Annotated in this window: 23 protein-coding genes; 6 read left to right on the forward strand and 17 right to left on the reverse strand. The window is 68.7% G+C overall.

What is annotated here, in order from left to right; translation table 11 throughout:
• Positions 1-260 precede the first annotated feature (260 nt).
• The 7 genes from ampD to BO996_RS07645 form a co-directional block, all read right to left on the reverse strand.
• Positions 261-896, reverse strand: coding sequence for a 1,6-anhydro-N-acetylmuramyl-L-alanine amidase AmpD (ampD, locus tag BO996_RS07615; protein ID WP_071954416.1), 636 nt, complete (start codon positions 894-896; stop codon positions 261-263).
• Positions 883-2,430: a sigma-54-dependent transcriptional regulator gene (locus BO996_RS07620; RefSeq protein ID WP_071954417.1), complete on the reverse strand. Its 1,548-nt coding sequence runs from the start codon at positions 2,428-2,430 to the stop codon at positions 883-885. Before BO996_RS07620 ends, ampD begins: the two co-directional genes overlap by 14 nt.
• Complete coding sequence (locus BO996_RS07625; protein ID WP_071954418.1) at positions 2,430-4,193, reverse strand: sensor histidine kinase; 1,764 nt, start codon at positions 4,191-4,193, stop codon at positions 2,430-2,432. The genes BO996_RS07620 and BO996_RS07625 overlap by 1 nt, the downstream gene beginning before the upstream one ends.
• A 2-nt stretch (positions 4,194-4,195) precedes the next feature.
• Positions 4,196-4,456, reverse strand: coding sequence for a PP0621 family protein (locus tag BO996_RS07630; protein WP_012203435.1), 261 nt, complete (start codon positions 4,454-4,456; stop codon positions 4,196-4,198).
• Positions 4,453-5,268 carry a cytochrome C assembly family protein gene (locus tag BO996_RS07635; RefSeq protein WP_012203436.1) on the reverse strand — a complete coding sequence of 272 codons (816 nt, stop codon included), beginning with the start codon at positions 5,266-5,268 and terminating at the stop codon, positions 4,453-4,455. Before BO996_RS07635 ends, BO996_RS07630 begins: the two co-directional genes overlap by 4 nt.
• Before the next feature lie 83 nt (positions 5,269-5,351).
• Positions 5,352-6,278, reverse strand: coding sequence for a GGDEF domain-containing response regulator (locus BO996_RS07640; RefSeq protein ID WP_071954419.1), 927 nt, complete (start codon positions 6,276-6,278; stop codon positions 5,352-5,354).
• Complete coding sequence (locus tag BO996_RS07645) at positions 6,271-10,182, reverse strand: PAS domain-containing hybrid sensor histidine kinase/response regulator (protein ID WP_071957047.1); 3,912 nt, start codon at positions 10,180-10,182, stop codon at positions 6,271-6,273. Before BO996_RS07645 ends, BO996_RS07640 begins: the two co-directional genes overlap by 8 nt.
• 257 nt (positions 10,183-10,439) lie before the next feature.
• Here BO996_RS07645 and ffh point away from each other — a divergent pair, with 257 nt between their 5' ends.
• The 3 genes from ffh (at position 10,440) to BO996_RS07660 (ending at position 12,962) form a co-directional block, all read left to right on the forward strand.
• Positions 10,440-11,834 (forward strand): signal recognition particle protein, encoded by a 1,395-nt coding sequence (gene ffh / locus BO996_RS07650; protein ID WP_012203439.1) that lies wholly within the window; start codon positions 10,440-10,442, stop codon positions 11,832-11,834.
• A 106-nt stretch (positions 11,835-11,940) separates the two neighbouring features.
• On the forward strand, positions 11,941-12,495 hold the full coding sequence (locus BO996_RS07655; protein ID WP_071954420.1) for a C40 family peptidase: 555 nt from the start codon (positions 11,941-11,943) through the stop codon (positions 12,493-12,495).
• Positions 12,496-12,557: 62 nt separating this feature from the next.
• On the forward strand, positions 12,558-12,962 hold the full coding sequence (locus BO996_RS07660) for a helix-turn-helix domain-containing protein (protein WP_071954421.1): 405 nt from the start codon (positions 12,558-12,560) through the stop codon (positions 12,960-12,962).
• A gap of 48 nt (positions 12,963-13,010) precedes the next feature.
• On the opposite strand, the gene BO996_RS07665 is transcribed toward BO996_RS07660, so the two are convergent.
• From BO996_RS07665 to modA, 9 genes are all read right to left on the reverse strand, one after another.
• The gene (locus tag BO996_RS07665; protein ID WP_071954422.1) at positions 13,011-13,685 is read right to left on the reverse strand and encodes a DUF1266 domain-containing protein; all 675 of its coding nucleotides are present in this window, start codon (positions 13,683-13,685) and stop codon (positions 13,011-13,013) included.
• Positions 13,682-14,902 carry a collagen alpha-1(I) chain gene (locus tag BO996_RS07670; protein ID WP_083571211.1) on the reverse strand — a complete coding sequence of 407 codons (1,221 nt, stop codon included), beginning with the start codon at positions 14,900-14,902 and terminating at the stop codon, positions 13,682-13,684. The genes BO996_RS07665 and BO996_RS07670 overlap by 4 nt, the downstream gene beginning before the upstream one ends.
• Positions 14,899-17,187 (reverse strand): tetratricopeptide repeat protein, encoded by a 2,289-nt coding sequence (locus BO996_RS07675; RefSeq protein WP_071954423.1) that lies wholly within the window; start codon positions 17,185-17,187, stop codon positions 14,899-14,901. The genes BO996_RS07670 and BO996_RS07675 overlap by 4 nt, the downstream gene beginning before the upstream one ends.
• Before the next feature lie 203 nt (positions 17,188-17,390).
• Positions 17,391-18,719, reverse strand: coding sequence for a tRNA (N6-isopentenyl adenosine(37)-C2)-methylthiotransferase MiaB (gene miaB / locus BO996_RS07680; protein WP_012203445.1), 1,329 nt, complete (start codon positions 18,717-18,719; stop codon positions 17,391-17,393).
• 167 nt (positions 18,720-18,886) lie between these two features.
• A complete protein-coding gene (locus BO996_RS07685) occupies positions 18,887-19,285 on the reverse strand; it encodes a hypothetical protein (protein ID WP_063328008.1) in 399 nt (132 codons plus the stop codon).
• A 73-nt stretch (positions 19,286-19,358) separates the two neighbouring features.
• Positions 19,359-20,291, reverse strand: a complete 933-nt coding sequence (fdhD, locus tag BO996_RS07690; RefSeq protein WP_012203447.1) for a formate dehydrogenase accessory sulfurtransferase FdhD — start codon at positions 20,289-20,291, stop codon at positions 19,359-19,361.
• Between the two features lie 52 nt (positions 20,292-20,343).
• Positions 20,344-21,474 (reverse strand): molybdenum ABC transporter ATP-binding protein, encoded by a 1,131-nt coding sequence (modC, locus tag BO996_RS07695; RefSeq protein ID WP_071954424.1) that lies wholly within the window; start codon positions 21,472-21,474, stop codon positions 20,344-20,346.
• A complete protein-coding gene (gene modB / locus BO996_RS07700; protein ID WP_013804076.1) occupies positions 21,471-22,151 on the reverse strand; it encodes a molybdate ABC transporter permease subunit in 681 nt (226 codons plus the stop codon). Before modB ends, modC begins: the two co-directional genes overlap by 4 nt.
• Before the next feature lie 151 nt (positions 22,152-22,302).
• Positions 22,303-23,064, reverse strand: coding sequence for a molybdate ABC transporter substrate-binding protein (gene modA / locus BO996_RS07705; protein WP_063327200.1), 762 nt, complete (start codon positions 23,062-23,064; stop codon positions 22,303-22,305).
• Between the two features lie 103 nt (positions 23,065-23,167).
• Here modA and BO996_RS07710 point away from each other — a divergent pair, with 103 nt between their 5' ends.
• From BO996_RS07710 to BO996_RS07720, 3 genes are all read left to right on the forward strand, one after another.
• Positions 23,168-23,995: a TOBE domain-containing protein gene (locus tag BO996_RS07710; RefSeq protein ID WP_071954425.1), complete on the forward strand. Its 828-nt coding sequence runs from the start codon at positions 23,168-23,170 to the stop codon at positions 23,993-23,995.
• 190 nt (positions 23,996-24,185) lie between these two features.
• A complete protein-coding gene (locus BO996_RS07715) occupies positions 24,186-24,461 on the forward strand; it encodes a hypothetical protein (protein WP_012203452.1) in 276 nt (91 codons plus the stop codon).
• A 98-nt stretch (positions 24,462-24,559) separates the two neighbouring features.
• A complete protein-coding gene (locus BO996_RS07720) occupies positions 24,560-24,970 on the forward strand; it encodes a hypothetical protein (RefSeq protein ID WP_043824879.1) in 411 nt (136 codons plus the stop codon).
• Positions 24,971-25,064: 94 nt separating this feature from the next.
• On the opposite strand, the gene BO996_RS07725 is transcribed toward BO996_RS07720, so the two are convergent.
• A complete protein-coding gene (locus tag BO996_RS07725) occupies positions 25,065-26,222 on the reverse strand; it encodes an MFS transporter (protein WP_224986381.1) in 1,158 nt (385 codons plus the stop codon).
• Positions 26,223-26,844: the final 622 nt, after the last annotated feature.

The following is a 26,844-nucleotide window of genomic DNA, read 5'->3' on the forward strand; positions in this document are numbered from 1 at the left end:
CCGCTGCGCCGTGGCTTGCGGGCGATGGTCCGCCGCAAGCCGCTGCAGCCTTGGCCCTGCGCCGGTCGGACCGCTGAAAGCCCCATGGACAGTGGGGCTGCGACACATGCGTGAATTTGTAAAAAATGATCAGGCAGCCGCTGCGTGCGCCTGGCGCGCCACATCGGTTGCTTTCTGGATTGACAGACCCTTTGTCCTCTGCCTGTGGACAAGCGGGGTTTTGCGCAAGATCTGGCGGTGCCTGCGATGAGGGTGTGCGCTTACGTGGAGGGCTGGCCCGCGCCCGGCGGCAGCTGCCAGTTCGCCGTGGCTGGGTGGTGGGCCAGCAGCCCGCGCAGCCGGTGCCAGTCGAAGCCTGCGCCCGGATCGCATTTGCGGCCCGGCGCGATGTGCTCATGGCCTGCGAGATGGGCCACGGGGTAGCGGGCCGCGATGGCGTTGCACAGGGCATCGAGCGCCGCGTACTGGGCCGGCTCGAACCGCAGGCCCTCCAGGCCTTCGAGCTCTATGCCGATGGAGTCGTCGTTGCAGCGGTCGCGGCCCCGCCAGCAGGAAGCGCCTGCATGCCAGGCGCGCGCATCGCAGTCCACAAACTGCCAGACCTCGCCCTGGCGCGTGATGAAGAAATGCGCCGACACCTCCAGGCCGCGTATCCCCTGGTAGTAAGGATGGGCGTCCCAGTCGAGCTGGTTGGTGAACAGTTGCTGGACCGCACCCGTGCCGTACTCGCCGGGGGGCAGACTGATGGAGTGCACGACGACCAGATCGACCAGCGCCTGGGTCGGGCGCTCGCCAAAGTTGGGCGAGGGCAGGTGGCGGGCCTGCTGCAGCCAGCCGCCTTGCCAGGTCCAGGCCGGGGCCTGGGTGGCTTGCGCCTGCGGATCAGGCCTCGCCATGGCCGCCTCCGTCCGTCTCGGCGCTGGCATCGCCGGGCAGGGCGATGTTCAGCCGGTCGATGCGGTAGCGGATCTGGCGCAGGCTCAGGCCCAGGCGCGCGGCGGTGGCCGTGCGGTTGAAGCCGTTTTCCTGCAGCGCCTGCACCAGGATGCCGCGCTCGCGCTCGTCCAGCCAGGCCTGCAGGTCACGGGGCAGGTCGGCATCGGCTGGCTCTGGCGATAGCGGGCCGCCTAGCGGCAGGGGGCGCGAAGGCGAGAGCGAAGAAGAGGGCGAGGCGGATGCGGGTGGTGCGGGCGGTGCGGGCGGCGTGCCGCAGGGCAGCTGCATCTCGGGATCTATGCGCAGCGGCCCGTCCTCACCCAGCGTGATGGCGCGATGCAGCAGGTTCTCCAGTTCACGCACATTGCCGGGCAGGGGCAGGCGGGCGATCTGCTGCACTGAACGCTCGTCGATCTCGGGCATGGGCAGGCCGGATTCCTGCGACAGCCGTGCCAGCAGGGCGCGGCACAGGGCAGGCAGGTCTTCGCGGCGCTCGCGCAGCGGGGGCAGCAGTACCTCGATGACATTGAGGCGGTAGTACAGGTCCTGCCGGAAGCGCCCCTGCTGCACATCGGCAGCCAGATCGCGGTGGGTGGCGCTGACGATGCGTACATCGGCCGCTTCCTCCTGTGCGGAGCCCAGGGGGCGCACGCGGCGCTCCTGGATGGCGCGCAGCAGCTTGGCCTGCATGGCCAGGGGCAGGTCGCCGATCTCGTCCAGAAACAAGGTGCCGCCGCGCGCAGCCTGGAAGTAGCCGTCGCGGTCCTGGGTGGCGCCGGTATAGGAGCCCTTGCGCGCGCCGAAGAACTCGGCCTCCAGCAGGTTTTCGGGAATGGCGCCGCAGTTCACGGCCACCATGGGGCCATGGGCACGCTGGCTGCAGGCATGCAGCGCGCGGGCCACCAGCTCCTTGCCCGTGCCCGACTCGCCATGCACCAGCACCGGCGCCATGCCGCGGGCCACCTTGGCAATGCGCTGCTTGACGGCCTGCATGGCGGGCGACTCGCCGACCATGGCGTCCAGTGCGCCGCTGCCGTTGAGGACCGGACTGGCGGCGGGAGCGGCCGAAGGGTTGCGCGCCGGCATCACGCCCGGGGCCGGCACACCGCCCACGCCCTGGGCGGCCGAGGCCACGACCAGGCGGAACTGCTTGAGGTCCACGGGCTTGGTCAGGTAGTCGAAGGCGCCTGAGCGCAGGGCCTCGACGGCGTTCTCGGCGGAGCCGTAGGCCGTCATGACCACGCAGCGCTCGCGCCGCTGCTGGCTGCGCAGGTCCTGCAGCAGCTCCATGCCCATGCCGTCGGGCAGGCGCATGTCGGTGATGACCACGTCGAAGCGCTGGGTCTGCAGTTGCTCGCGCGCCTCGCCCACGCTGGCGGCGGTTTCCACGCGGTAGCCTTCGCGCAGAAGGGTCAGTTCATAGAGGGTGCGCAGATCCGGCTCGTCGTCCACGACAAGGATCGATGCGGCAGCGGGCAGGGAGTTCAAAGGCATCACACCACAATCTGATCAAACAGGGAGGCCGGCAGGGCCGAGGCCGGGCCGGCACGGAACACGATGCTGAAGGCATTGCCCTCGACAGGGCCGTGCGGCGTGGGCCGCGACAGCCTCTGGTAGCTGATGCTGGCATCGTAGCGCTGGCACAGCTCGCGGCAGATATACAGGCCCAGGCCGCTGGAGCGGCTTTCCGAAGAGAAGAAGGGCTCGAACAGATGGCGCTGCACCGTGGGCTCCAGCGCGGCGCCGTCGCTCCAGACCTGTAGCCAGATCTGGCCGCCGGCCGGCGCGCCGGTCAGCACCTGCAGCGTGTGTGGCTCGTGGGCGTTGCTGCGGTAGCGCCGGGCGTTGTCCAGCAGGTTCACCAGGATGCGGCGCAGATGCTCGCCATCGAACACCACGGTCTTGTCCCTGGCGTCGAGCAGGAGCTGGATGCTGTGCACTGGCTGGCCCTGGGCCTGCCATTCCTGGCAAACCTGGGCCACATGTTGGTCCAGGGCCAGCAGACCGGCATGCGCCTCGCCAATGTGCTGCTGGGCCCGGGCGATGTTGAGCACGTCCTCGACGATGCGTGCCAGGCGCTCGGCATTCTGGCCCACGATGCGGCACAGCTGCTGCTGGGCCGGGTCCTGCGCCAGATCCTCGGCCAGCAGGGCATTGGCCTGGGTGATGGCGGCCAGCGGATTGCGGATCTCATGGGCCACGGCGGCCGACATGCGGCCCATGGACGCCAGCTTTTCCGTGCGCAGCCGCGCCTCCATCTCGCGCAGATCATGCAAAAAGACCACGCACAGCTGCTGCAGCAGCGCGGGCTCGGCCGCGTCGGCGGCGTCGGATGGGGTGGCGACCTCGGTCAGCCAGGTGCGCAGGTGCAGGCCCGTCATGCCTTCCTGGCCGATGGACTGCAGATGGATGGCGGCCGAGATGGGCAGGTTCTGGGCAAAGCTCTGGGCCACGGCGTCCTGCAGCCGCTGCCAGCCGGAATGCTCCTTGAGGGCGAAGGGCAGGGCATGCGCGTCGGCCAGCCCCAGCAGGTGCAGCGCGGCCGGGTTGGCCTGCTGCACGCGGAACTGGGGATCGACCACCAGCACGCCTTCGCCCAGGTGGCGGATCACCAGGGCATTGACCTGTTCCTGCGTCTGGGCCTTGCGGCTGCTGTGCTGGGCCAGGTGGCGCTCGCGCCGCACGCGGCGTGCCAGTTCGTGCGTCAGATAGGCCACCGCGAAATAGCCTGCGCAGGCAAAGCTGGCCTGGTAGTAGGCCTGGGTGCTTTCTATGCGGCCAGCCACGTCCTGCCATGCCACCCAGCCCAGGGTCAGCAGCGTGACGCTGGCCGTGGTGGCCAGGGCCAGCGTCAGATTGCCCAGCACGGCCGAGATCAGGATGGGAATGGCCAGCAGGGCCGAGTAGTTCAGCGGTCCGGTCTGCAGCATCTGCAGCAGGCAGATGACCGCGATGTCCACGCCGATCACGGGCAGCCAGTGCACGCCGGCGCGGGGCGACGGCGGCTGCGCGCGTGCCGTCAGCCGCAGCAGCAGCGTCAGCCCCAGGTAGCCCAGGCAGACCAGCCAGACCAGGGAATTGCCGCCGGGCTGCACGCTGAGCAGCGCCAGCTGCAGCAGCAAAAGCGCAGTGGCGATGAGCACGCGGCCGGTCAGGAAGCCCTGCCATAGCCGGACAAAGGGGGCGTTGGCGTCGTGCGGCGACTGCGCCGCGGCCTCGTCGATGGTGGGTGGCTGGGGGGGGGCCGCGTCCTGCATGCTCAGCGCCGTTGCGCCAGGGTGCGGTGCTCTGCGCTGCAGTAGCTGCGGCCGGCCGCCTCGATGGCCTCGCTGCGCGGCAGGTGCAGGCCGCAGTGCGCGCATTCGACCATGTCCTGCGGTGCCGCCAGCGGCGCATTGGCCGGGTTGGCCGGATTGCGCGGCGCAGCGGCCTGGCGCCGCTCGCGGGCCTCGGCACGGCGCTGGCTGCGCCAGACGCCGACTGCAATGATGATGACGATCAGGACCAGCAGGTACTTCATGTGGTGCGCTCCAGCAGCACTTCCATGACGAAGCGCGATCCCGCATAGGCCAGCAGCAGCAGCAGGGCGCCTGCATAGAGCATGCGCACGGCGCTGCGGCCACGCCAGCCAAAGCGCGCACGGCCGATCAGCAGCACGGCAAAGGTCAGCCACGACAGCAGCGAGAACACAGACTTGTGGTTCCAGACCCAGGCCTTGCCATAGAGCTGTTCGCCGAACAGCCAGCCTGCGGCCAGCGTGGCCGTGAGCAGCACAAAGCCTGCGGACACGAAGCGGAAGGTCAGGCGCTCCAGCGTGAGAAGCGGCAGGCCGCTGTCATGGCCACCGCCGCCCAGCCGCATGTGCTGCTCGGCGCGTGTCATCAGCGAGGCGTGGACCACGGCGGCCGCGAACAGTCCGTAGGAGGCAATTCCCAGTGCCAGGTGCAGCGGCAGCCAGGGCGAGGCGTTGACATGCAGGGGCGTTCCCGGAAACAGCGCGGCCATGAGCACGGCGGCTGTGCCCAGCGCGGACAGCGCCAGCTGCGCGCGCATCTTGGGGAACAGCTGCTGCTCGACGCCATAGACGGTGAGCACCAGCCAGGCCGTCATGGACAGGGCCGGTGCAAAGCCGAAGTGAGGCTGCTCCCCGAGCAGGCCCCAGGCCAGGGCCAGGGCGTGGAGCACCCAGGCCAGGCGCAGGGCAATGCGGGCGCCGGCCTGGCTGATGCGTCGGGCGCCGGCGGCTGGCACGGCATAGGCCACGGCTGCGGCAAGCGCCAGCATCCAGCCCAGGGGCGATACGTTGGCGGAAATCAGGGGGACGGAGAGCATCTTTCAATGATAGCTGTGGCTTTCCCGCCGCCGGTTGTGCAGGCTCAGAATCCGGGTGCCATACCGTGGTTCGGCGCGCATTTTCAGGGCTCCGCGGCTGCCTCGATGCGATTGCGCCCCTGGGCCTTGGCCTGGTAGAGCAGGCCGTCCGCCTTCTGCAGCCAGGTTTCCAAAGGCGCGGCAGACGGCTGCCGCACGGTGAGTACGCCGCAGCTGACGGTGAGCTGCGGCGCCGTGGGAGAGGCGGCGTGGGCGATGGACAGGCGCAGCACTTCCTGGCGGAAATGCTCGGCCATGGCCGGGGCGTCGCTTTCGCCGGGGAGGATGAGCGCGAATTCCTCGCCGCCAAAGCGCGCTGCCAGGTCGTAGGGCCGGCGCGCATGGCGCTGCAGCGTGGCAGCCACGGCCTTGAGCGCCTCGTCCCCCTGCACATGGCCATAGCAGTCGTTGTATTGCTTGAAGTGGTCTATATCAATGAGAGCCAGGCCCACGGGCTCGCCCGTGCGCAGGCTGCGGCGGTAGGCGCGCTCCAGCACGTCGTCGAAGTGGCGCCGGTTGGCCAGGCCGGTCAGCCCGTCCACCATGGCCAGGCGCTCCAGGGCCTGGCGCTGCAGGGCCAGCCGTATCTGGTTGCGCACGCGCACCTCGACCACGGCGGGGCGTATGGGCTTGGAGACATAGTCGGCCGCGCCCAGGCGCAGGCCGTATTCCTCGGCCTCGGCATTGCTCTGTCCGGTGATGAAGATGACGGCGATATGGGCGGTGCGCTCCTGCGCGCGCAGCGCACCCAGCACCTCGTAGCCGTTCATGCCGGGCATGGCCAGGTCCAGAAGGATCAGCTGCAGGCGGTGGGCTTCGCGGTGGGCGACCACCAGGGCGCCAGGGCCATCCTTGGCCAGCAGCACTCGGTAGTGGGGGCTCAGCAGCTCGGCCAGCATGCTGCGGTTCAGCCGCTCGTCGTCCACGATGAGGACCGTGGGCAGCTCCGACCCGGTCAGGGCGTCAAGCATCTGCAGCTCCCTGTAGGGCCATCCGGTTCGCGGCCATGCTCCGCGCCAGCTGATCGAGCGCCTGCAGCGCCGCCTCGGTTTCCAGGGACTCGGTGCAGCGCTGGATGCGCTGCAGCACGGACGCATGGCGCCCGCTGACCAGGGGCCGCAGCCGTTCCAGTTCGGCCACGGCGGCATAGTCGCTGTCGGCAATCTGCAGCCGCAGCCGAGCCAGCGTGGATGAGACTTCCTCTGCGGTCATCGGCTGCCGCTGCCGCTGCCGCTGCTGCGGGGGCGCAGCGCTGGACACCGTGGCCAGGGGTGGCAAGGCCAACTGCCTGGACCGCACGGCGATTTCCGCCAGCAGGCCCTGCAGCCCATCGGCCAGCGCCTGGACCAGGGATGGCAGATCACCGCTGGGCCGGGCATTCCCGCCATTGCCGTCGCCTGACAGGCAGGCATGCGCGCCGGTCTCGGCCATGGCCGACCATTGCTCCAGCAGGTTCGCGCCCAGGTAGCCCAGGCTGCCCTTGAAGGTATGCGCCAACAACGCCACGGTTGCCCAGTTGCCGCTGCGCGCGGCGCTGCGCAGCTGTTGCGGCGCATCGGCAAAGTCCTGGGCAAAGCCTTCGATCGCATGCAGCATGCGCGGCGATTGGCTGGCAAGGCATTGCCGCAGCTGCACAGGATCCCAGGCCGGGGCAGGGGTTGGCGGCGTGGGCCGGGAGGGCGGGGCCGGCGCAGGCGCTGCCGTTGTCGGCGGGGCTGCGCGCAGGCAGCGCTGCAGCGTCTCGTACAGCAGCACATCGTCAACGGGTTTTGTCAGATGGGCATTCATGCCTGCGGCCTCGATCCGGGCGCGCTCCTCGACATAGGCCTGCGCAGTCAGCGCGATCACCGGAAGATGCCGCAGCGCGCTGCGCGTGCGCAGGGCGCGCGTGACACTGAGGCCGTCCATGCCGGGCATGTGCACGTCCATGAGCACGGCATCGAAAGGCTGACTGTCGAGCAGCTGCAGCGCCTGCAGACCGTCTTGCGCAGTCTGTACCGATATGCCGGCCTGCTCCAGCAGCTCGGTGGCCACCTCGCGGTTGAGCACGTTGTCATCCACCACCAGCACCCTGCGCCCAGGCAGGTCGGGGTAGCGCTGCTGTGGCGACGGGCCGGCCGCCGGGTCTTCGGGCTGGGTCGATTCCGGGTCCCGCAGCGCCTCCCGGATGCAGGACCTCAGTGCCGATGCGGTCAGGGGCTTGATCAGCAGGCCTCGCAGGCCCCGCAGGCCAAACTGCGCGGCACGCAGCTGCACTTCGTCGCGCCCGAAGGCCGTGACCATGAGCGCAGCCGGGGTCTTGACCAGGTCCTGTCGCTCGCGCATGCGGCGTGCCAGCTCCAGTCCGTCCATGCCGGGCATGCGCCAGTCCAGCAGGGCCAGGCCATAGGGGGATTCCTGGCGTGCGGCCTCTTGAAGCATGCGCAGCGCCTGCATGCCGTCCGCCGCCGTATCGCAGCGCATGCCCAGTCTGCGCACCATGGCGGCCAGCGCCTCGCGCGCGCTGGCGTTGTCGTCGACGATGAGAACGCCGGTGCTGCCCAGGTTGTCGTGGCCGTCCGGCAGCGCATCCGTGGCAAGCCGGACCTTGGCCGTGAAGCGGAAGTCGCTGCCCTGGCCGGGCTGGCTGCACACGCCGATCTCGCCGCCCATGAGCTGCACCAGCCTGTGGCAGATGGCCAGGCCCAGGCCGGTGCCGCCGTGGCGGCGCGTGGTCTGGATGTCGGCCTGGGTGAAGGGCTGGAACAGCCGCTCGGCCCGCGATGCATCCAGGCCTATGCCGGTGTCGCGCACGCTCACGCACAGGTGGTGCAGGGGCGCTGCCGTGGTGTCCGCATCGGCATCCGCAGGCGCGTCCACCGGTGGCGGCGCCAGATGCAGGGAGATCACCACCTCGCCATGCTCGGTGAACTTGATGGCGTTGCCGACCAGGTTGGTCAGCACCTGGCCCAGGCGCATTGGGTCGCCGCGCAAACGGGGCGGCAGCTGCGGGTCCAGCGCATAGACCACTTCCAACCCCTTTTCCTCTGCGCGCAGTGCCGTGGAGGCCGTCACGGTCTCCAGCACATCGTCAAGGGCGAAGTCCACTTCCTCCAGCGCCAGCATGCCCGCCTCTATCTTGGAGAAATCGAGGATGTCGTTGATCACGGCCAGCAGGGCGCTGGCCGAGCGCTCCACCTTCTCCAGGTAGCCGCGCTGGCGCGATGTCAGCGCGGTCTGCTGCACCAGGCGCGTCATGCCGATGACGGTATTCATGGGTGTGCGGATTTCGTGGCTCATGATGGCCAGGAAATCCGATTTGGCGCGTTCGGCCGCTTCGGCGGCTTCCTTGGCCTGATGCAGCGCCTGCTCGGCCTCGCGCTCGCGGGTGATGTCCAGCATGATGCCGTCCCAGACCATGCCCTCCTGACAGCGCCGGGGGGCCGAGCGGCAGCGCAGCCAGCGGATCTCTCCGTCGGGCTTGAGCACGCGAAAGCGGCAATCGAAGACCCGCAGCGTATCGATCGAGCGTTGCATCATCCCCTGGTAGAGCGGCAGGTCCTCGGGATGGATGGCATTCAGGTAGACCTGCCGATCGGCCATGATGGCGTGGGCCGGCACGCCGATCAGGTTCTCTATGCCGGCGCTGATGTAGCTGAGCCGCAGTTGCGTCAAGCCGCCTTCCAGGCGGTAGATGGCGCCGCTGGGCAGGTTGTCGGCCAGGGCTTCGAGGCGCATGCGTGCGTCCTCGCGTTCGGACAGGTCCTGCAGCGTGCCGCTGAGCGCGACGATGCGGCCTTGCTCGTCGCGCAGGGCCCGGCCCATGAGGCGGGCGGCGAACTGCCGGCCGTCCGGGCAGCACTGGACCACATCGAGGCTGTAGGACTGGCCGGTGCTGATGCACAGATCCACGGCAGCGGTGAGCCGGGCAAGATCCTGCGGCCCGAGCATGGCGCGCAGGGCATGGCGCTTCAGTGGCGGACCCTGGGGGTCCAGGCCGTTCATCACATACATCATCTCCGAAGCCTGAAAGTGCCCGGTGTCCAGTTCCCATGTCCAGCTGCCCAGGCGCGCCAGCTGTTCGGCCTGGCGCAGCACGTCGTAGCTTTTTTGCAGCTGGGACTCGGTCTGGCGCATGAGGGTGATGTCGCGCGCAATGCCCAGCACGCCCACGGTCCGGCCCTCGGCATCGCGATAGGGAATCTTGGTGGACTGGAAGATGCGGCGCTGCCCGTCGACCAGCAGATGATCGTCCATCACCACGGGCGCATCGCTGTCCAGCACCCGGCGGTCGCTGTCGGTGAAGCTGCTGTCGGAGAAAAGCTCCTGGTCGGTCTTGCCCACGATGTCTTCGGGCGCGCGTCCGGCAAAGCGGGCTGTGGCGGGGTTGGCGAAGGTGTAGCGGCCCTGCCGGTCCTTGGCGAAGACCAGGTCGGGCGTCTCGCGCATCACGGTCTCCAGCAGGCGCGTCGAGTCCTGCCACGGCCAGGTGCGGTTTTGCAGGTGCGGCTCAAGCTGCGCATTGGGCTGGCCGATCGGCTCGTCCTGGCCGGTGCGCTCGCCGAGGTCGTGCCAGGTAGTGAAGAAAAGCCGCCTGCCCGACAGTGACAGGCAATGGACATGGATCTCGGCGGGCAAGCTGCTGCCATCGCGGCGGGTCAGCCGGCCTCGCAGACGGGCCTGGCTGTCCACGACCATGTCCCGCCAGAAATCACGCGGCCGTCCATCCAGGTCCAGCCATACGTCCATGATGCCCAGCCCCAGCATGGCGGCCTTGTGATGGCCCAGGCTGGCGCAGGCCTGGGCATTGGCATCGAGCAGGCCGCCCTGCTCGTCAAACAGAAGAAAACCGTCGGGCACACGGTCCAGGAACTGGCGATACGGCGTATCAGGCATGAAGACTCCCAGGCGGTAGCAAGCCAGCATTGCGGAATGTGATAGCCATAAACTATGGAGACATTGCGCATGTTACTGCTGGCCAGTGCGTGCCGTGGGGCACGGAAGGCCGGTACTTACCCCGGCAGGGGCAGCGGGTAGAATCATCGGGATCTGCAGGGTCCGTGCCGCGACCCGGCCCCACTTGGCCACCTGGCCCCGGCTGGCTCGCTGCAGCACACCTTTTCCTTTCCGACGACTCCAGTTCCTCCCCGCTTATGGCCTCCGCTCTGACCGACAAACTTTCGCGACTCGTCAAGGAGATGCGCGGCCAGGCCCGCATCACCGAATCCAACGTGCAGGACATGCTGCGCGAAGTGCGCATGGCCCTGCTCGAGGCCGACGTGGCCCTGCCCGTGGTGCGCGACTTCGTTGCGCGCGTCAAGGAAAAGGCGCTGGGCCAGGAGGTGCTGGGCTCGCTGCAGCCGGGCCAGCTGCTGGTGTCCATCGTCAACAAGGAACTCGCCGCCACCATGGGCGAGGGCGTGGCCGACATCAACCTCAACGCCCAGCCGCCGGCCGTCATCCTGATGGCGGGCCTGCAGGGCGCCGGCAAGACCACGACCACGGCCAAGCTGGCCAAGCACCTGATCGAGCGGCGCAAGAAGAAGGTGCTCACCGTGTCGGGCGACGTGTACCGCCCCGCCGCCATCGAGCAGCTCAAGACCGTGACCGCCCAGGCCGGTGCCGAGTGGTTCCCCTCCACGCCCGACCAGAAACCCCACGACATCGCCGTGGCCGCGCTGGACTACGCCAAGCGCCACTTCTTTGACGTGCTGCTGGTCGATACGGCCGGCCGCCTGGCCATCGACGAGCTGCTGATGGCCGAGATCAAGGATCTGCACGCCACGCTCAAGCCGGTCGAGACCCTGTTCGTCGTCGATGCCATGCAGGGCCAGGATGCGATCAACACGGCCAAGGCCTTCAAGGAAGCGCTGCCCCTGACCGGCATCGTGCTGACCAAGCTCGACGGCGACTCGCGCGGTGGCGCGGCGCTGTCGGTGCGGCAGATCACGGGCGCCCCCATCAAGTTCGCCGGCGTGTCCGAGAAGATCGACGGCCTGGAGGTGTTCGACGCCGACCGCCACGCGCAGCGCGTGCTGGGCATGGGCGACATCGTGGCCCTGGTCGAGCAGGTCACCAAGGGCGTGGACATGGAGGCCGCGCAGAAGCTGGCCGAGAAGGTCAAGAGCGGCGACGGCTTCGACCTCAACGACTTCCTGGCCCAGATCCAGCAGATGAAGCAGATGGGCGGCCTGTCCAACCTCATGGACAAGCTGCCGGCCCAGCTCACGGCCAAGGCCGGCCAGGTGGACATGGACAAGGCCGAGCGCGAGATCCGCCGCAAGGAAGGCATCATCTGCTCCATGACCGCCAAGGAGCGCAAGAAGCCCGAGATCATCAAGGCCACGCGCAAGAAGCGCATTGCCGACGGCGCGGGCGTGCAGGTCCAGGAAGTCAACCGCCTGCTCAAGGAGTTCGAGCAGATGCAGGAGATGATGAAGAAGATGAAGGGCGGCGGCCTCATGAAGATGATGAAGCGCATGGGCGGCATGAAGGCCATGAAGGGAATGATGGGCGGTGGCGGCGGCATGCCCAAGCTCCCGTTCTGATGGGCACTGCCTGAGCCGCCGGGCCGCGCGCTCTTTGCCGCCAAGCCGCAGCGCAGCCTGCGGCTTTTCTTTTGGCCGCGAGGGCTTTGTGAGAACATGCAGCGCCATGAAGGCTGGTGTTTCGACTTCCCTTGCGGTGTCTCCGGTGACCGGCGTGCGGCTCTCGCGCCGTGACTGGGGTCTGCTGGCGGCCGCCGTGCTGCTGGCTGGCTGCTCTTCCGCACCACGCAAGGGCGCGGGCCCGGCGCCGGTGCCTTCGCCGCAGGCGCTCAATCTGGACGGCGAATTGCGCGAGGCGCTGCTGGCGCGCACCATGCTTGTGGTCAACACGCCCTATACCTATGGCGGCAATTCGCCCGAAGGCGGTTTCGACTGCAGCGGCCTGATCCAGTGGGCCGTGGGCGGCATCACCGAAAACCGCCTGCCGCGCACCACGGCGCAGTGGGCGCAGTTCAGCAATCCCGTGGGCAGCCGCAGCCTGCAGCGCGGCGACTTCGTGTTCTTCAACACCCTGGGCGCGCGCTATTCGCACATGGGCATCTTTGTGGGCAACGGCCAGTTCGTGCATGCACCGTCCAGCGGCGGCACGGTGCAGCGCGTGCGCATGGACAACACCTATTTCGCCAAGCGCTTCACCGAGGCGCGCAGCATCTTCGCCTGAACGCTGGCCGGGCGACGGGCTGATGATTCAATCAAGATTCCAGGGAAATCCAGGGTGTCGGAATGCGTAACAAGCTCGAATTCGCAATGCGCCTGCGCCAGGCCATCGAGGCTGCGGGACTGGAGCCCCGGCCCAGCGTGCTTCTGAAGCTGTTCAATTCCAGTTACTGGGGTCGGCCGATCTCCTTCCAGGCGGTCTCGCGCTGGCTGAACGGCGAGGCCGTTCCCGAGCAGGACAAGCTGGTGCTGCTGGCGGGTCTGCTCGAGGTCGAGCCCGACGTGTTGCGCTATGGCGAATCAGCCCAGCGGTCCCCGCCGTCCCTGCCGTCGCCGCTCGAATGCCAGGAGCCGGGCGTGGGCTATCTCGAACGCGAAACCTTCGATGCCTTTCTGAAGCTGCCCGCGCCTCAGCGCCAGGTGGTGCGGGAGGTGATCCTCACCTTCGCCAAGGTGCATGGCGAAGGCTGAGCACCGGGCAGGGCAGGCAGGGCAGGCGGCGCACCCACCTGGCGGCAGTCACCGGACGGCCTGCTGCTGCCAGGGCATGGCATGCCAGGGGTGGCGGGGGTCGGCCACCCACTGCTGCACTTGCTCGGGCGTCACGCTGCGCCCCAGCACGTCGGCGCGACCACGGGCCAGCCACTGGCTGCGGCCGCGTGCGTAGGCCAGGCCGAAGGCCTGCCAGCTGTCAAAGCAGTCCCGCGCGCGGCATGCGTTCAGGTGCAGGATCTGCTGGTGCAGGGACTCGTCCACCCAGCCCAGCAGCCAGGCGCAGCGCACATGGAAGGCCACGCGTGCGCAGGCAAAGGCCATGGCGGCATGGGGATCGTCACCGGCCTGCAGGCGCTGCAGGTCCAGCGTGAACCAGCGCTGGCGCAGGCCGTCGGGCAACTGGCGTGCGATCTGGGCATCGTCCAGGTCGGTGCGCAGGCCCAGGTGGTGCAGCACCATGGGGCGCAGCTGGGTGGTCAGGGCGGAGTCGGCGCCGTTGAGCTGCCGGTCCGCAAAGCCGCCCTGAATGGCGTGAAAGGCCATGGGATGGGCCAGGGCCAGGGCCCAGTCCAGTGCCGCGTCACCGCTGCGGTAGTTGCTGAAGTCACCGCGTTGGCGCGACGCACGCATGCGCCGCAGGCCGGCGCGCACTGCCCACCAGACCAATGCAGACAGCACAACAAGGGTGAAGGCGTTCATCGCGGATTTCCTGTCCTGCCCGGCGATCCCGCCCGGCGGCGCGCCAGCTCCAGCGACTGCTGCAGGGCCGCGCTGCGCGGCATGCGCTCGAAGGCGGGCACGGGCACGGTGTCGCGGCGTGCCACGACCAGCCATTGCATCAGGGGCGACCGGATGTCCAGCTGCTCCAGCAGCGCCGGGTGGGACTGCAGCAGCCACAGCTGCTCGGCCTCGGTGTGCAGCTCGCTGGCCGCGCACCAGGCAGCCGCGCTGCCCGTGGCCAGCAGCTGTGCCGGTCGGCGCACGATGCCCATGGCCAGGGCGTCCGCCGGCGCCTCGCCATCGGTATCGAGGTGATTGAGCAGGGCCAGCACATCGGCCAGGTAGCGCGCAATCGGCGGGCGGTTCTGCTTGCCCTTGATCTGGTCGATGCGCAGCCGCCCGTCGTCCCGCACCTGGGCGCTGACGGTGATGCGCGGCTGGGCCGTGCCCGTGCGGTAGCTGAACAGCCGCAGCCGGCCCTGCTCGCAGGCTTCGGCGTAGTGCTCGCCATAGCCGCCGCGCAGTGCGCCGCGCTCGCTGAACTGGCCCAGGCAGTGGCGCATCATCTGGCTTTCATAGGCCATTTCGGCGCGCAGGTCCGGGCTTTGGGCATCGAATTCGACGAAGACACCCAGCTGGCCACGCAGCAGCGGGCGCACGGCGCCGGGCCGGTGCTCGGCCCAGCCGCTGTCGCTTCTCCGGGCGAAGGCCAGGTGCTCCAGCGTCCAGCGCGCCAGCGCCTGCGGGCAGTTGATGCGCTGCAGCTTGCCTTCCAGCGCGGTGCCGCGCCGGGTGGACAGGAACTCCAGCAGCCGGCTCTCCAGCGCCAGCAGGGCTGCGCTGTCGGGCTCCACCCACCACAGCGGCGCGTTGCCGTCGGCCGCCGGCCTGTCCGGTGACAGCGGCTGGCGGGACGCATGTTCGCGCAGGCGCTCCAGCGCCCAGGCGGCAGGCTCGGCGCGGCGGTGCAGGCGCAGCAGCTCGGCCTGCGTGGACACGGGCTGCACGGCAGGCGGATCGGCGTCGAGGTTGCCGATCACATGGCGGTAGAAGTGGTTGGCCAGCCAGGCGGCGATCTCCTCGCTGTCGCCGCGTGCGGCGCTGCGCTCGCGGATGCGCTGCTTGATGGCCGGCGCATTGACCACGTCGCGCGGCCGATAGGCACTGGCGGCGTTGGCACCGGCGCCCGGGTTCACCACAGCTTCCACCAGGGCTTGCTGTCCGAGCGCAGCTTGAGGCAGCGCTTGAGGCCGTCCTTTGCCATCCTGTGCTCGGCCTCGCCGTCGTCGGGCGTGAGCTTGGCGATGGCCTCGCGGTGCAGGGCCACGGCCTGGTCGATGGGGCCGCAGCTTTCCATGGCGCAGGCCAGGCGGCGCAGCGTGTAGCACTCGCCCAGGGCGCGCACTTCGGGCAGCAGGGCGTCCAGGCGCGGGCGCACCAGTTCGCCATGGTTTTCGGAGAAGAAGTCGAGCAGGGACATCAGCGAGGCCAGGTAGTCGCGCCGCTGTTCGCGCTGGTCGTCCTCGTCCAGTTCCTCGAACCACTGGTCCAGGCGCTCCAGCCAGATGCCGATTTCGCCTGCGCGGCCCAGCTGGTAGAGCGCCAGCGCCGCGCTGGGGAAGTAGTCCGTGGGGCAGTGGCGGCTGTAGCCGTAGTCCTGGGTGAAGTGCCACAGCTGCTCGGCCGCCGTGACGATGCCGGGGCGGTCGTCACGGCGGATGGCGCACCACAGCAGGCCGTCGTGGTGTTCGGCAAAGGGGCTGCTGGACAGGCCCTTGTGGTGCAGGGCCGCCGCCTCGTCATAGCGCTGCTGCGAGCGGTACTTGATGGCCAGGTTGTTGCAGAGCATGGAGTAGACGTGCAGGTGTGCGTCCTTGTACCGGCCCTGGCCGGTGGCCCAGAAGGCTTCGAAGCGGGCCAGGCCCTCTTCGTAGTAACGCTGCACCAGCGGCTCGCGCGCCTCGTCGCCCGGCACCTGCCGGCCTTCGCCCATGAGGGAGGCCAGGTCGTCCTCGTCGTCCAGGGTCACGCCCGCCGCATAGCACCAGTGGGCGCCATGGCCCTGCGCAAAGGGGCGCTGCAGCGCCTGCGCGGCGGGCAGCACGGCGAAGCGCGCGGCCCAGAGCATGGGCAGCAGCTCGGAGTTGGCGTGCCGGGGCTGGTCGGACACGCCGCGCTCCAGCAGAGGCAGGGCCTGCTCCCATTGGCGGTCCTTGGCCAGGCGCCAGCCGTCGATCAGGTCCAGCAGAGGGTGGCCGGGCGCCTGGGTGCGCGCCAGGGCCAGGTAGTCGTCGGCGCTGCGCGGAGCAGCCGGGCTGTCTTCCAGGATCTCCTGCATGTCGGAATCCAGTCCCGCCCAGGCCAGGATCAGCGCCCAGGCCGGTGCATGGGCGGTGTCGCTGTCCACTCTGCGCAAGGCCAGTTCATAGCCCTGACGGGCCGATCCGGGGCGGCTGTGCAGCACGCTTTCCAGCGCCAGGTCCGCCGCATCGGCCAGGCGGCCCGCCTCTTCCAGCCACTGCAGCACCAGGCCGCTGAAGGCATCGTCGGAGTCATCCACCAGGCCGAAGCGGCCCAGCGCAGCCAGCTGCAGCGCGGCCTCGGGCTGGCCCATGGCATGGCAGGCCATGGCCTGCAGCCGGGCCGCATGGACCTTGCGGTGCGTGCGCACCGCCTGCGATGCGGCGGGGCTTTCGGTGCGGGCCAGGTGCTGCTCCGCCGCCATGAGCACGGCCGGAACGCTTTGCGGGGCCAGCGGCAGGACCTCGCGCGCAAGGTGCAGCCAGTCGTCGAAGTCCACGTTCTGCTCTGCATCGGCCTGGGTCAGCAGCGCCGTGGCGGCCTGCACCTGGCGCACGGTGGCGGGCACATCGCCGCGCAGACGGGCCAGCTCGGCCTTGCGCAGGCAGGCACGCGCGTCGCGGCGCGCGGGGGAGGCCTCGCCATCCGGGTCGCTGCGTTCGTGGCTGCGCTGCAGGTCCACGCCTTGCTCGGCCAGCTCCCAGGCCTGGGCTTCGCGGGCCAGGTAGTGCCAGCCGTTCCAGTAGCGGTAGGGCTCGCCGGTGTGCGGCAGCCGGCCCATGAGATCGGCAGCGGGCGCGAGCAGGGCCACGCCGCCTTCACGGTCAAAGCGCAGCCGGCTCTGGATGTCGCTGAGCGCCAGGCTGGCCGTGGCCAGCAGGTGGTTGTCGCCCTGCAAGGGCTGCAGCGTGGCAGCGCGGTGTTCGCGCAGCAGTGCGTTGGCGGTTTCGGGCCGTTCCAGGTCCAGCCAGAGATCGTGCAGACGCTCCAGCTCGCCCACCGTGGCCGGGGCGAAACGCTGCTGCGAGAGCAGCTCCATGACGGCCGCCTGGCGTTCGGCCGGGGCGATGGGGCTGGCATCATCCTCCTGCTGCAGCAGGTCGTGCGCCTGGTCCATGAAGGCATGCAGGGCTTCGCCCTCAAGGACGGCCTGGGCGTTGGCGGGCTGGGAGGTGTTCATGGAATCGATAGCAAGCAAGCGAAGCTGGAAAAGCCATGCAGGCCGACGGACCTCAGGGCGGCGACCCCGCGATGCTAGCGGCCCAGCCGGCACCATGCCAGAGTGGCCGGGCTGTTTTCACGTCCTGTTACATGCAAAAAAGCCCGGCATTGCCGGGCTTTGGTTACGCAGGAGATCGCTGGGCCGCCGGGGCCGGGTTGGGGTCAGTGGCGCACCACGACTTCGCCGCGCAGCGTGAAGGTGCGGGCCTCGGTGATCTTCACATCGATCATCTGGCCGATCAGGCGCTCGTTGCCCGGGAAGTTGACCACGCGGTTGCACTCGGTGCGGCCCATGAGTTCGCTGCCATCGCGCTTGGACAGGCCTTCCACCAGCAGGCGCTGCACCGTGCCCACGCGCTCGTCGCTGATGTCCTTGATGTTGTTGTTGATCACGGCCTGCAGCTCCTGCAGGCGGCGCAGCTTGACCTCGTGCGGCGTGTCGTCGTGCAGGTTGGCGGCCGGCGTGCCGGGGCGGGGGCTGAAGATGAAGCTGAAGCTGTTGTCGAAGCGCACGTCGTGGATGAGCTTCATCATCTTCTGGAAGTCTTCCTCCGTCTCGCCGGGGAAGCCCACGATGAAGTCGCTGCTCATGGCCATTTCGGGCCGGATGGCGCGCAGCTTGCGGATGGTGCTCTTGTACTCCATGGCCGTGTAGCCGCGCTTCATGGCCATGAGGATCTTGTCGCTGCCGTGCTGCACGGGCAGGTGCAGGTGGCTGACCAGCTTGGGCAGCCGAGCGTAGGCCTCGATCAGGCGCGGCGTGAACTCGTTGGGGTGGCTGGTGGTGTAGCGGATGCGCTCGATGCCGGGGATCTCGGACACGTACTCCAGCAGCAGGGCAAAGTCGGCGATCTCGGCCGTGTCACCCATCTTGCCCAGGTAGGCGTTGACGTTCTGGCCCAGCAGCGTGACTTCCTTCACGCCCTGGTCGGCCAGGCCGGCGACCTCGATGAGCACGTCCTCGAACGGGCGGCTGACTTCCTCGCCGCGCGTATAGGGCACGACGCAGTAGCTGCAGTACTTGGAGCAGCCTTCCATGATGGAGACGAAGGCCGAGGAGCCTTCCACGCGCGCGGGCGGCAGGTGGTCGAATTTCTCGATCTCGGGAAAGCTGATATCGACCTGGGGCTTGTGCTTGGCGGCGCGTGCATTGAGCAGCTCGGGCAGGCGGTGCAGGGTCTGCGGGCCGAAGACCACGTCCACATAGGGCGCGCGCTTGATGATTTCCTCGCCCTCCTGGCTGGCCACGCAGCCGCCCACGCCGATGAGCACGCCGCGTTCCTTCAGGTGCTTGTAGCGGCCCAGGTCGCTGAACACCTTCTCCTGCGCCTTCTCGCGCACCGAGCAGGTGTTGAACAGGATCAGGTCGGCCTGCTCCGGGTCATCGGTGGATTCGTAGCCCTGGGCTGCGCCCAGCACATCGGCCATCTTGTCCGAGTCGTACTCGTTCATCTGGCAGCCGAAGGTTTTGATAAAGACTTTCTTGGACATGGTGGGGTTCCGTCAGGCAGCCGCCGCACTGCAAGCGGCGGTCTGCAAAAAATGAAGGTGGCTCGGCCAGGGGGCGGCGTGCCCCATGGCCGGGCCGCTGCGCCCCGCAAGGCGCGGGCCGCGTCAGCCGTGTACGTGCTGTGCGCTTGCTGTGGTGTGCGCGGTGCTCAGTTGAAGATGCGCTGCAGCATCGACTTGGGCTTGTAGTGCTTGTCGGCCTCGGCTTTGGTCAGGATCCAGGCCTGGTGCAGCCACTGCGTCTGCGGCTCGATCACATAGCCCACCACGAGCTTGCTGCCCTGGTAATTGATGGCCTGCACCAGCGTGCGTTCAGGGCTGAACAGGCGAAAGCCCGGACTGGTGCGAATGGTCTTGCCGTCGATCTCCACCTCGGGGAACTGGGTCACGACCAGCTCGCCGAACTGGGCCTGCGGCGGAAAATTGCGCGTCTCGTTGGACGGCAGGCCCTGCGCGGCCACGCCCAGGCTGGCGCAGGCCAGGCCGGCGAGCAGGGCGCCGGCACACAGGCGGCGGACGGTAGAGAAATGGGGCTTGCAGCGGTTCATGGTGTACATCCAGGGGCTGAACCCGCGATTCTACGAACTTGCCGCCGCGCAGGCGCGGCACTCGGGCATTGGGTCAGGTGCGGCCCGGCGCATACAGCACCGCCTTGGGCGGGCGGCACAGGCCCCAGAAGCGCAGGCCGATCAGTTCGGCCATCTGCACGCCCATGGCCGTGGGCGCGGAGATGGTGGCCAGGGCGGCGATGCCGACCTTGGCGCATTTGCGCACCAGCTCATGGCTGCCCCGGCTGGAGAGCACGACAAAGCCGGCCTCGCCCAGGCGGCCCGTGCGGGAGAGGCGGCCGACCAGCTTGTCCAGCGCGTTGTGGCGGCCCACGTCTTCGAGCACATCCGTCAGTTGCCCGTCCAGCCCTGCCCAGCCTGCGGCATGCACGGCGCCGGCTTCGGCGTTGAGCAACTGCAGCGGCGGCAGTGCCGCGATGGCTGCGCAGACGGTGTCGGCATCGACACGGGCGATCCAGTCGTGCGCGGGCAGGGGGTCGAAGGACAGGTCCAGCGCCGCGAAGCTGTCCACGCCGCAGACACCGCAGCCCGTGCGCCCGCTCATGCTGCGGCGCCGGTCCTTGAGGCGGGCGAAGCAGCGCGAGGCCACGTCCAGCTGCACCTCGATGCCGTCCATGCCGGCCGGCAGGCCTGCGGCCTGTGCAGCCACGGTGCGCACCTCGATGCCGTAGCAGTCGGCAGCGCTGTCCAGAATGCCTTCGGTGAGCGCAAAGCCCAGCGCAAAGTCTTCCAGGTCCGAGGGCGTGCCCATCATCACGGCGTGAGAGATGCCATTGAACACCAGGGCGATGGGGACTTCGCTGGCCAGCACCTGCGGTTCGGCCTGGATGCTGACGGCGCCGCCTTCACCGAGCCGGTGGCGCGCCACCGCATGCGTGCGCAGTGCGGCAATGGCGGGCGGGGCGGCGCATGCAGCATCTGCTGCGCCGGGGCCTGCGTCTGGGGCGGGGACGGGTGCGGGGGCGTGTTCGGTGGTGGCGTTCATGGCGTGGGCCGCGCAGGCGGCTTCCGCATGATATCGGCGCCGCCGCGCGTGCTCAGTCCAGCAATGCCATGCCCTTGATCTGGGCGAAGACATGCATGCCCGGCGCAATGCCCAGCTGCCGGGCGGAATGCAGGGTGATGCGTGCCAGCAGGCGGGACGGGCCCAGTTGCAGCGAGACCATGACCTGGCCCGGGCCGTCCTCACGCAGCTCCTGCACGGTGGCCGGGAGGATGTTGAGGATGCTGCTGTCTTGCGGGTGCTGCAGGCTCAGGCTCACATCGCGTGCCTGCACGCGCAACTGCACGGTTTCGCCGACGGGGCGCGGGGAGGCCATGACAAGGCGCAGGCGCCCGCCATCGAAGGACAGCGTACTCAGGTGTGCATCGGGATCGTGCTGCTGGACCTGTGCGCTGACCATGGCCGCTGCCGTGTCGCCCATGCTCAGGGGCAGGTCCAGCCGTGCCAGCAGCTCGCTGGTGGCGCCGGCCGCGACGATGCCGCCTGCCTTGAGCAGCACCAGGTGCTGGGCCAGGCGAGCGACCTCGTCGATGGAGTGGCTGACGTAGAGGACGGGAATGTCGAGTTCGCGGCGCAGCTGGTCCAGGTAGGGCAGGACCTCGGCCTTGCGCTGGGCGTCCAGCGCGGCCAGGGGCTCGTCCATCAGCAGCACCCGCGGGCTGGTGGCCAGCGCCCGAGCAATGGCCACGCGCTGGCGCTCGCCGCCCGACAGGGTGGAGGGCATGCGGTCCATCAGGTGGCCTATGCCCAGCAGGGACACGGCCTGGTCCTGGGATACCTTGCGCCGCGCGGCCGGCGTGCGCCGCATGCCGTAGTCGATGTTGCGCCGCACGGTCAGGTGCGGGAACAGGCTGGCTTCCTGGAACACATAGCCCAGCGCACGGCGGTGCGTGGGCAGCCATTGGCTGGCCGCATCGTCCTGCCAGACCTCGCCGTTGACGGCGACGCGGCCGCGCGCGCGCTCCAGTCCTGCCAGGGCGCGCAGGCAGGTGGTCTTGCCGCAGCCCGAGGGGCCGAACAGGGCGGTGACGCCGCGCCCGGGCAACTGCAGCTGCACGTCAAGGCGGAAGTCGGCACGTTCCAGCGCCAGGTTTGCGATGATTTCCGAGGAGGGATGGGGGTGCGCGACGTCGGACATCAGGGAGGGAGAGAAGGCGGTCATCATGCGCGGCGCTCCTCACGCGGCTGCAACAGGTGCAGGGCCAGAAGAACCAGGAAGGAGAACACCACCATGCCACCCGCCAGCCAGTGGGCGTGGGCGTACTCCATGGCCTCCACATGGTCGTAGATCTGTACCGAGACCACGCGCGTCACGCCGGGAATATTGCCGCCCAGCATCAGCACCACGCCGAACTCGCCCACGGTGTGCGCAAAGGTCAGCACGGCCGCCGTGATGAAGCCCGGGCGCGCCAGCGGCAGCGCCACGGTGAAGAAGCGGTCCAGCGGCCCCGCGCCCAGGCTGGCCGCAGCCTCCATGGGCCGCGTGCCCAGGGATTCGAAGGCGCGCTGCAGCGGCTGCACCGTGAACGGCATGGAATAGACCAGCGAACCGATGACCAGGCCCGGAAAAGTGAAGGGCAGGGTGCTCAGCCCCAGCGCCTGCGTCAGCTGCCCCACGGGGCCGTTGGGACCCATGGTCACCAGCAGGTAAAAACCGATCACCGTGGGCGGAAGCACCAGGGGCAGCGCCACCACGGCGCCAATCGGGCCGCGCCAGCGCGAGCGCGTATGCGCCAGCCACCAGGCCAGCGGCGTGCACAGCGTCAGCAGCAGCACCGTGGTCACGCTGGCAAGTTTCAGCGTCAGCCGTATGGCGGCGTAGTCGTCGGCGGTAAGAATCATGCGGGAAGAATTCAGTGGTTCGCAGCGCTGTTGGATCTCACTCAACGCACGAAACCGGCGCGGCCCGGCTCAGCGACGCTGAGCACGGGCCCGTGCCGGCCGACCCCTCCCCAGGAGAGAGGGAAGGCGCGCAAGCGCGCCTCAACAGGTGTCAGAAGCTATAGCCGTAGGAGCGGATGATGGCACGGGCCTTGTCGGCGCGCAGGTACTTCATCAGCTCGGCGGCGGCTTCGTTGTCCTTGCCGCTGTTGAGCACGATGGCGTCCTGGCGGATGGGCTCGTGCATGGAGCCGGGCACCTGCCAGGCCGAGCCTTCGCGCAGCTTGCCGTTTTCCATCACCTGCGACAGGGCCACAAAGCCCAGCTGGGCATTGCCCGTGGCCGCGAACTGGTAGGTCTGGGCAATGTTCTCGCCCATGACGATGCGCGGCTGCACCTGGGCCGTGATGCCCAGCTTGTTCAGTACTTCCATGGCTGCCGTGCCGTAGGGCGCCAGCTTGGGATTGGCCACGGCGATGTGCTTGTAGTCGCCGGTCTTGAGGACCTCGCCCTTGTCGTCCACATAGCCGGCCTTGGGGCTCCACAGCACCAGCTGGCCGATGGCGTAGGTGAAGCGCGAATCGGGCAGGCCGCGGCCTTCCTTGGCGATCTTCTCGGGCGTGGTGTCGTCGGCGGCCAGCAGGATCTGGAAGGGCGCGCCGTTGACGATCTGCGCATAGAACTTGCCCGTGGCGCCGAAGGACAGCAGGGCCTTGTGGCCGGTGTCCTTCTCGAACTCGGCGGCGATCTTCTGCATGGGCGCCGTGAAGTTGGCGGCGACGGCCACCGACACTTCGGCGGCCTGCGCGGCGGCCCAGCCGAACAGGGCAAGGGCGGCGAAGGCGGTGGCACGCAGGGGCTGGTTCACGTTCATGGGTCTCTCGCTATTCCGTTGGTGAATAGCGCAGTGTAACGACCTGAAAATGCGCATACAGGGTGCAGGCGTTTTGCTTGGCGGGAAATAACGCTTGGCGGGCATGATGCTGCGCATGACAGCCGCAACCCCCGCTTCTCCCTCAGACCTGGTGCCCGCGCTGGGCCATGACCTGGCCGACCGGCGCATCGCCATCCTGCGGCATATCGCGGCAGGGCATTCGATTTCCCAGGCCGCGCGCGAGGCGGGTGTCAGCTACAAGGCGGCCTGGCAGGCGCTGGATGTGCTGACCAATCTGGCGGGCCGTGCCCTGGTGGAGCGCTCGGTGGGTGGCGCCGGCGGTGGTGGCGCGCGCATCACCGAGGCCGGGCAGTCCCTGCTGGCCATGGCCGATGCGCTGGAGCAGGCGCGCGCGCAGGTGCTGCAGCGCTTTGGGGGGCCCGCCGGCGTTTCTTCGGCGGCTCCCGGGCTGGGGCTGGGCCTGCGCACCAGCATGCGCAATCTGTGGCCTTGCCGGGTTGGTTCCCTGCAGGCGCAGGGCGCCCAGGTCCGCGTCTGGCTGCTGCCCGACGGCGGCGGGGATGCATCAGGCATTGCCGCACGCATCACCGAAGAAAGCGCCCAGTTGCTGGGCCTGGCGCCGGGCCTGCCCCTGATGGCGCTGTGCAAGGCCGCAGCCGTGCAGGTGCTGCCTTCGGCGCCACGCTCCGATGTGCATGCCCAGGCCAATGCCTGGCCCGCCCAGGTGCAGCGCGTGGCCCGGGCCGACAGGGCGGGGCCGCGTGAAGTGGTGGCACAACTGCCCTGGGGCGGTAGCGGCGTGGGTTACGCGGCCGAGCCGGCCGAGGGCGAGTCCTGGACCTTGCGCGCAGGGCGCAAGGTCTGGCTGACGGTGCCGGAGTCCGCCGTGGTGCTGGCCGTGGCTGATTGAGCGGGTGGGGCGGATGGAGTGTTGAAGGAGCAGCAGCGCGTTGCGCATGCGCAGCAGTGGCTGCAGATTCGGACGGGTCTGATGGCGCATTCAGGGCGGTATACGAAGAATTGCGCCGCTGTGAAACCTGCGCGCTCTGGCGGCGCGGGCTTTTCTGACGACCGAATCATCGAAACCTCCCTGGCCCTCCATGAGCATCCTGAAATTGCGCAGGCAAGAGAAAGTGGCGGTCTACACCGCCCTGCTGTGTTCCTTCATCGCGGCGTTCATCTTCTTCGCGTCCGAAGGTGTTGCTGACAGTTTTCGGCAGCGGCTGGATGCGCTGGCCATCTGCGCCGTCATCGGTGCGCTGGTGACCTGGTTCAATCACTGGTGGTTCCGGGTCTGGGGCTGGCATCTGGTGCCTGTGACCCTGCTGCTGTTTTATGCCGGCACGCTGGCCGCAGGGTGGCTGTTTGGCGGATGAAGGCGGTGAAAGCGGTGGTGTGGGAACCTGCTGCCACGCTTTGCATCGAAGATCCTTTTCGACTGCCTCACCAGGCCATCCACGGCCTTGCCCCTGCCATGAAGACCACCCTGTCCGCCGCCCTGATCTGCCTGCTCCTGTCCACCCCGGCCATGTCCCGTCCGCTGGACCCGGCTCCTCTGGATGCCTCGCAGTTCAACCTGGGGCTGGTCGGGTTCGCGGGCGAGATCTCGCCTGCGGAGCGGCACCTGGAGGCCATGCTCAGGCGGCCCGAGGCCAATGCCGTCCTGCTGTCGGTGATCGACGATCCGCGCCGATCTCCCGTGGCCAAGCTCTATGCGTTGTGCGGGCTCAAGCGCATGGGCAGCGGCGGCTACGAGGCTGCGCTGGTCAAGCTGCGCGGCTTTGAGGGCCAGGTCTCCGTGATGCTGGGAGACCAGATGTTCCAGGAAGACATCCGAGAGGCGGCAGACCGCATCGAAAACCTGGAGTGCAGCGAAGGCGGCTGAGCCTGGGCACGCCGGTTGCCGGACAAAAAAAGAGCTGCCATCGACAGCTCTTTGCATTGTGGGGCATCGTTCCGAGCCGGAGGATCTGAGCCGCTCAGGACAGCTCGCGCCCCTTGAGTTCGGGGATCAGGAAGGCCGTGGCCAGCATGTCCAGCACATAGATGGCCGCCAGCAGGGCGATCGCCACCTGGAACGAATAGCTCATGGCCAGCGCACCGATCACCACCGGGCCCAGTCCGCCCACGGCGCGGCCGATGTTGAACAGCACGTTCTGCGCGGTGGCGCGCGCCTCGGTGGGGTAGGCCTCGCTCATCACGGCGCCGTAGCCGCCCATCATGCCGTTGACGAACAGGCCCATGAGGGCGCCTGCCCAGAGCATGGCCGTGGGGTCGGACAGCTGCGAATAGAGCACGACCATGATGACCGAGCCCAGCTGGAAGATCAGGAAGCTGGGCTTGCGGCCGATGCGGTCGGCCAGCTGGCCGAAGACCCAGATGCCGACCATCATTCCCACCACGGTCACGGCAGTCCATATCGAGGACTTGGTCAGGCTGAAGCCCAGTTGCTTGGACAGGAAGCTGGGCATCCAGATCATGATGCCGTAGTAGCCGAAGTTCTGGACTGAGGTCAGCACGATCACGCCCAGGCTGACCTTGGTCGTGGCGCGGTCCTTCACCAGCAGCTTCAGGCTTTGCAGCACCGGCACGCGGGCCGAGGGCGTGGCGGACTGCTGGCGCTTCACGAAGACTTCGGGCTCGTGCAGCTTGTTGCGGATCACCCAGGCCACCACGGCCGGTATCACGCCCACCAGGAACATGCCGCGCCAGCCGATGAGGGGCAGCAGCAGCGGCGTCAGCAGCGCCGCACCCAGCACGCCCATTTGCCAGCCCAGGGCCACGTAGGACGAGACGCGAGCGCGGTGGCGTGCGGGCCAGGCCTCGGCGGCCAGTGCCATGCCGATGCCGAACTCGCCGCCCAGGCCGATGCCCGCAATCGTGCGGTAGGCCAGCAGGTCCCAGTAGCCCTGCGCGAATGCGCACAGGCCCGTGAAGACTGCGAACAGCATGATGGTCCAGGTCAGCACGCGGATGCGCCCGTAGCGGTCGCTGAGCAGGCCGAAGAAGATGCCGCCGAACACGGCACCGATCAGCGTCCAGGTCACCAGCGAACCGGCCTGGCCCGGCGTGAGGTGCAGGTCGGCCGAGATGGCCGACAGCATGAAGCCCAGGATCAGCAGGTCGAAGCCGTCCATGGCATAGCCGACGGCCGAGCCGGCCAGGGCCTTCCAGCTGTAGCCATTGACCTGGGTGGCATGTGTGCCGACATGCGTGTCTGTGCTGGCGCCGGCAGCAGTGGCTGCGAGCGCCCCGGAGGAAGTGGTGGTCACGTGAAAATCCTTGAAAGCCAGGACGGCGCGCGCTCTCGCTGGGGTGCGGCACCACGCAAAACGCCTGCGCCGCCGGCTGGGCCGGCGTGCGGGCACGCTGCGCGTGTGCGGCATCCTGGAGTGGCGATGGGCACGGGAAATCCTGGTGGGAAAACAAGCTGGGCGGCCGGCATGCCGGAGCATGGCAGGGGCTGCGCGCAAAAGACAGAGCGCAAGGTGCAGCGCCAAAAGACCGCTTCTGCAAAAAGCGAAAGCCCTGAAATCGGCTGGGCGATCAGGGCTTGGAGGCAGTGGGCAGGCCCTGCGAGGAGAGGGCGGCCCATGCGAGCGGGCGCAATGGTAAGGCAAGTCGCCAGCCAAGGCAAGCTGCGGGGCTTATGCCAGGGCGCTGGGTCTTTGGCCGGGGCGCCAAGGGTGCTCGTGCTAGGCTGGCGCCCGCTGCGGCCATTGCGCCGCTGGCGCGCCCCATTTCTGCCCGGGTCCGTCT

Source organism: Delftia sp. HK171, assembly GCF_001886655.1.
Classification (GTDB): Bacteria; Pseudomonadota; Gammaproteobacteria; order Burkholderiales; family Burkholderiaceae_C; genus Comamonas; species Comamonas acidovorans.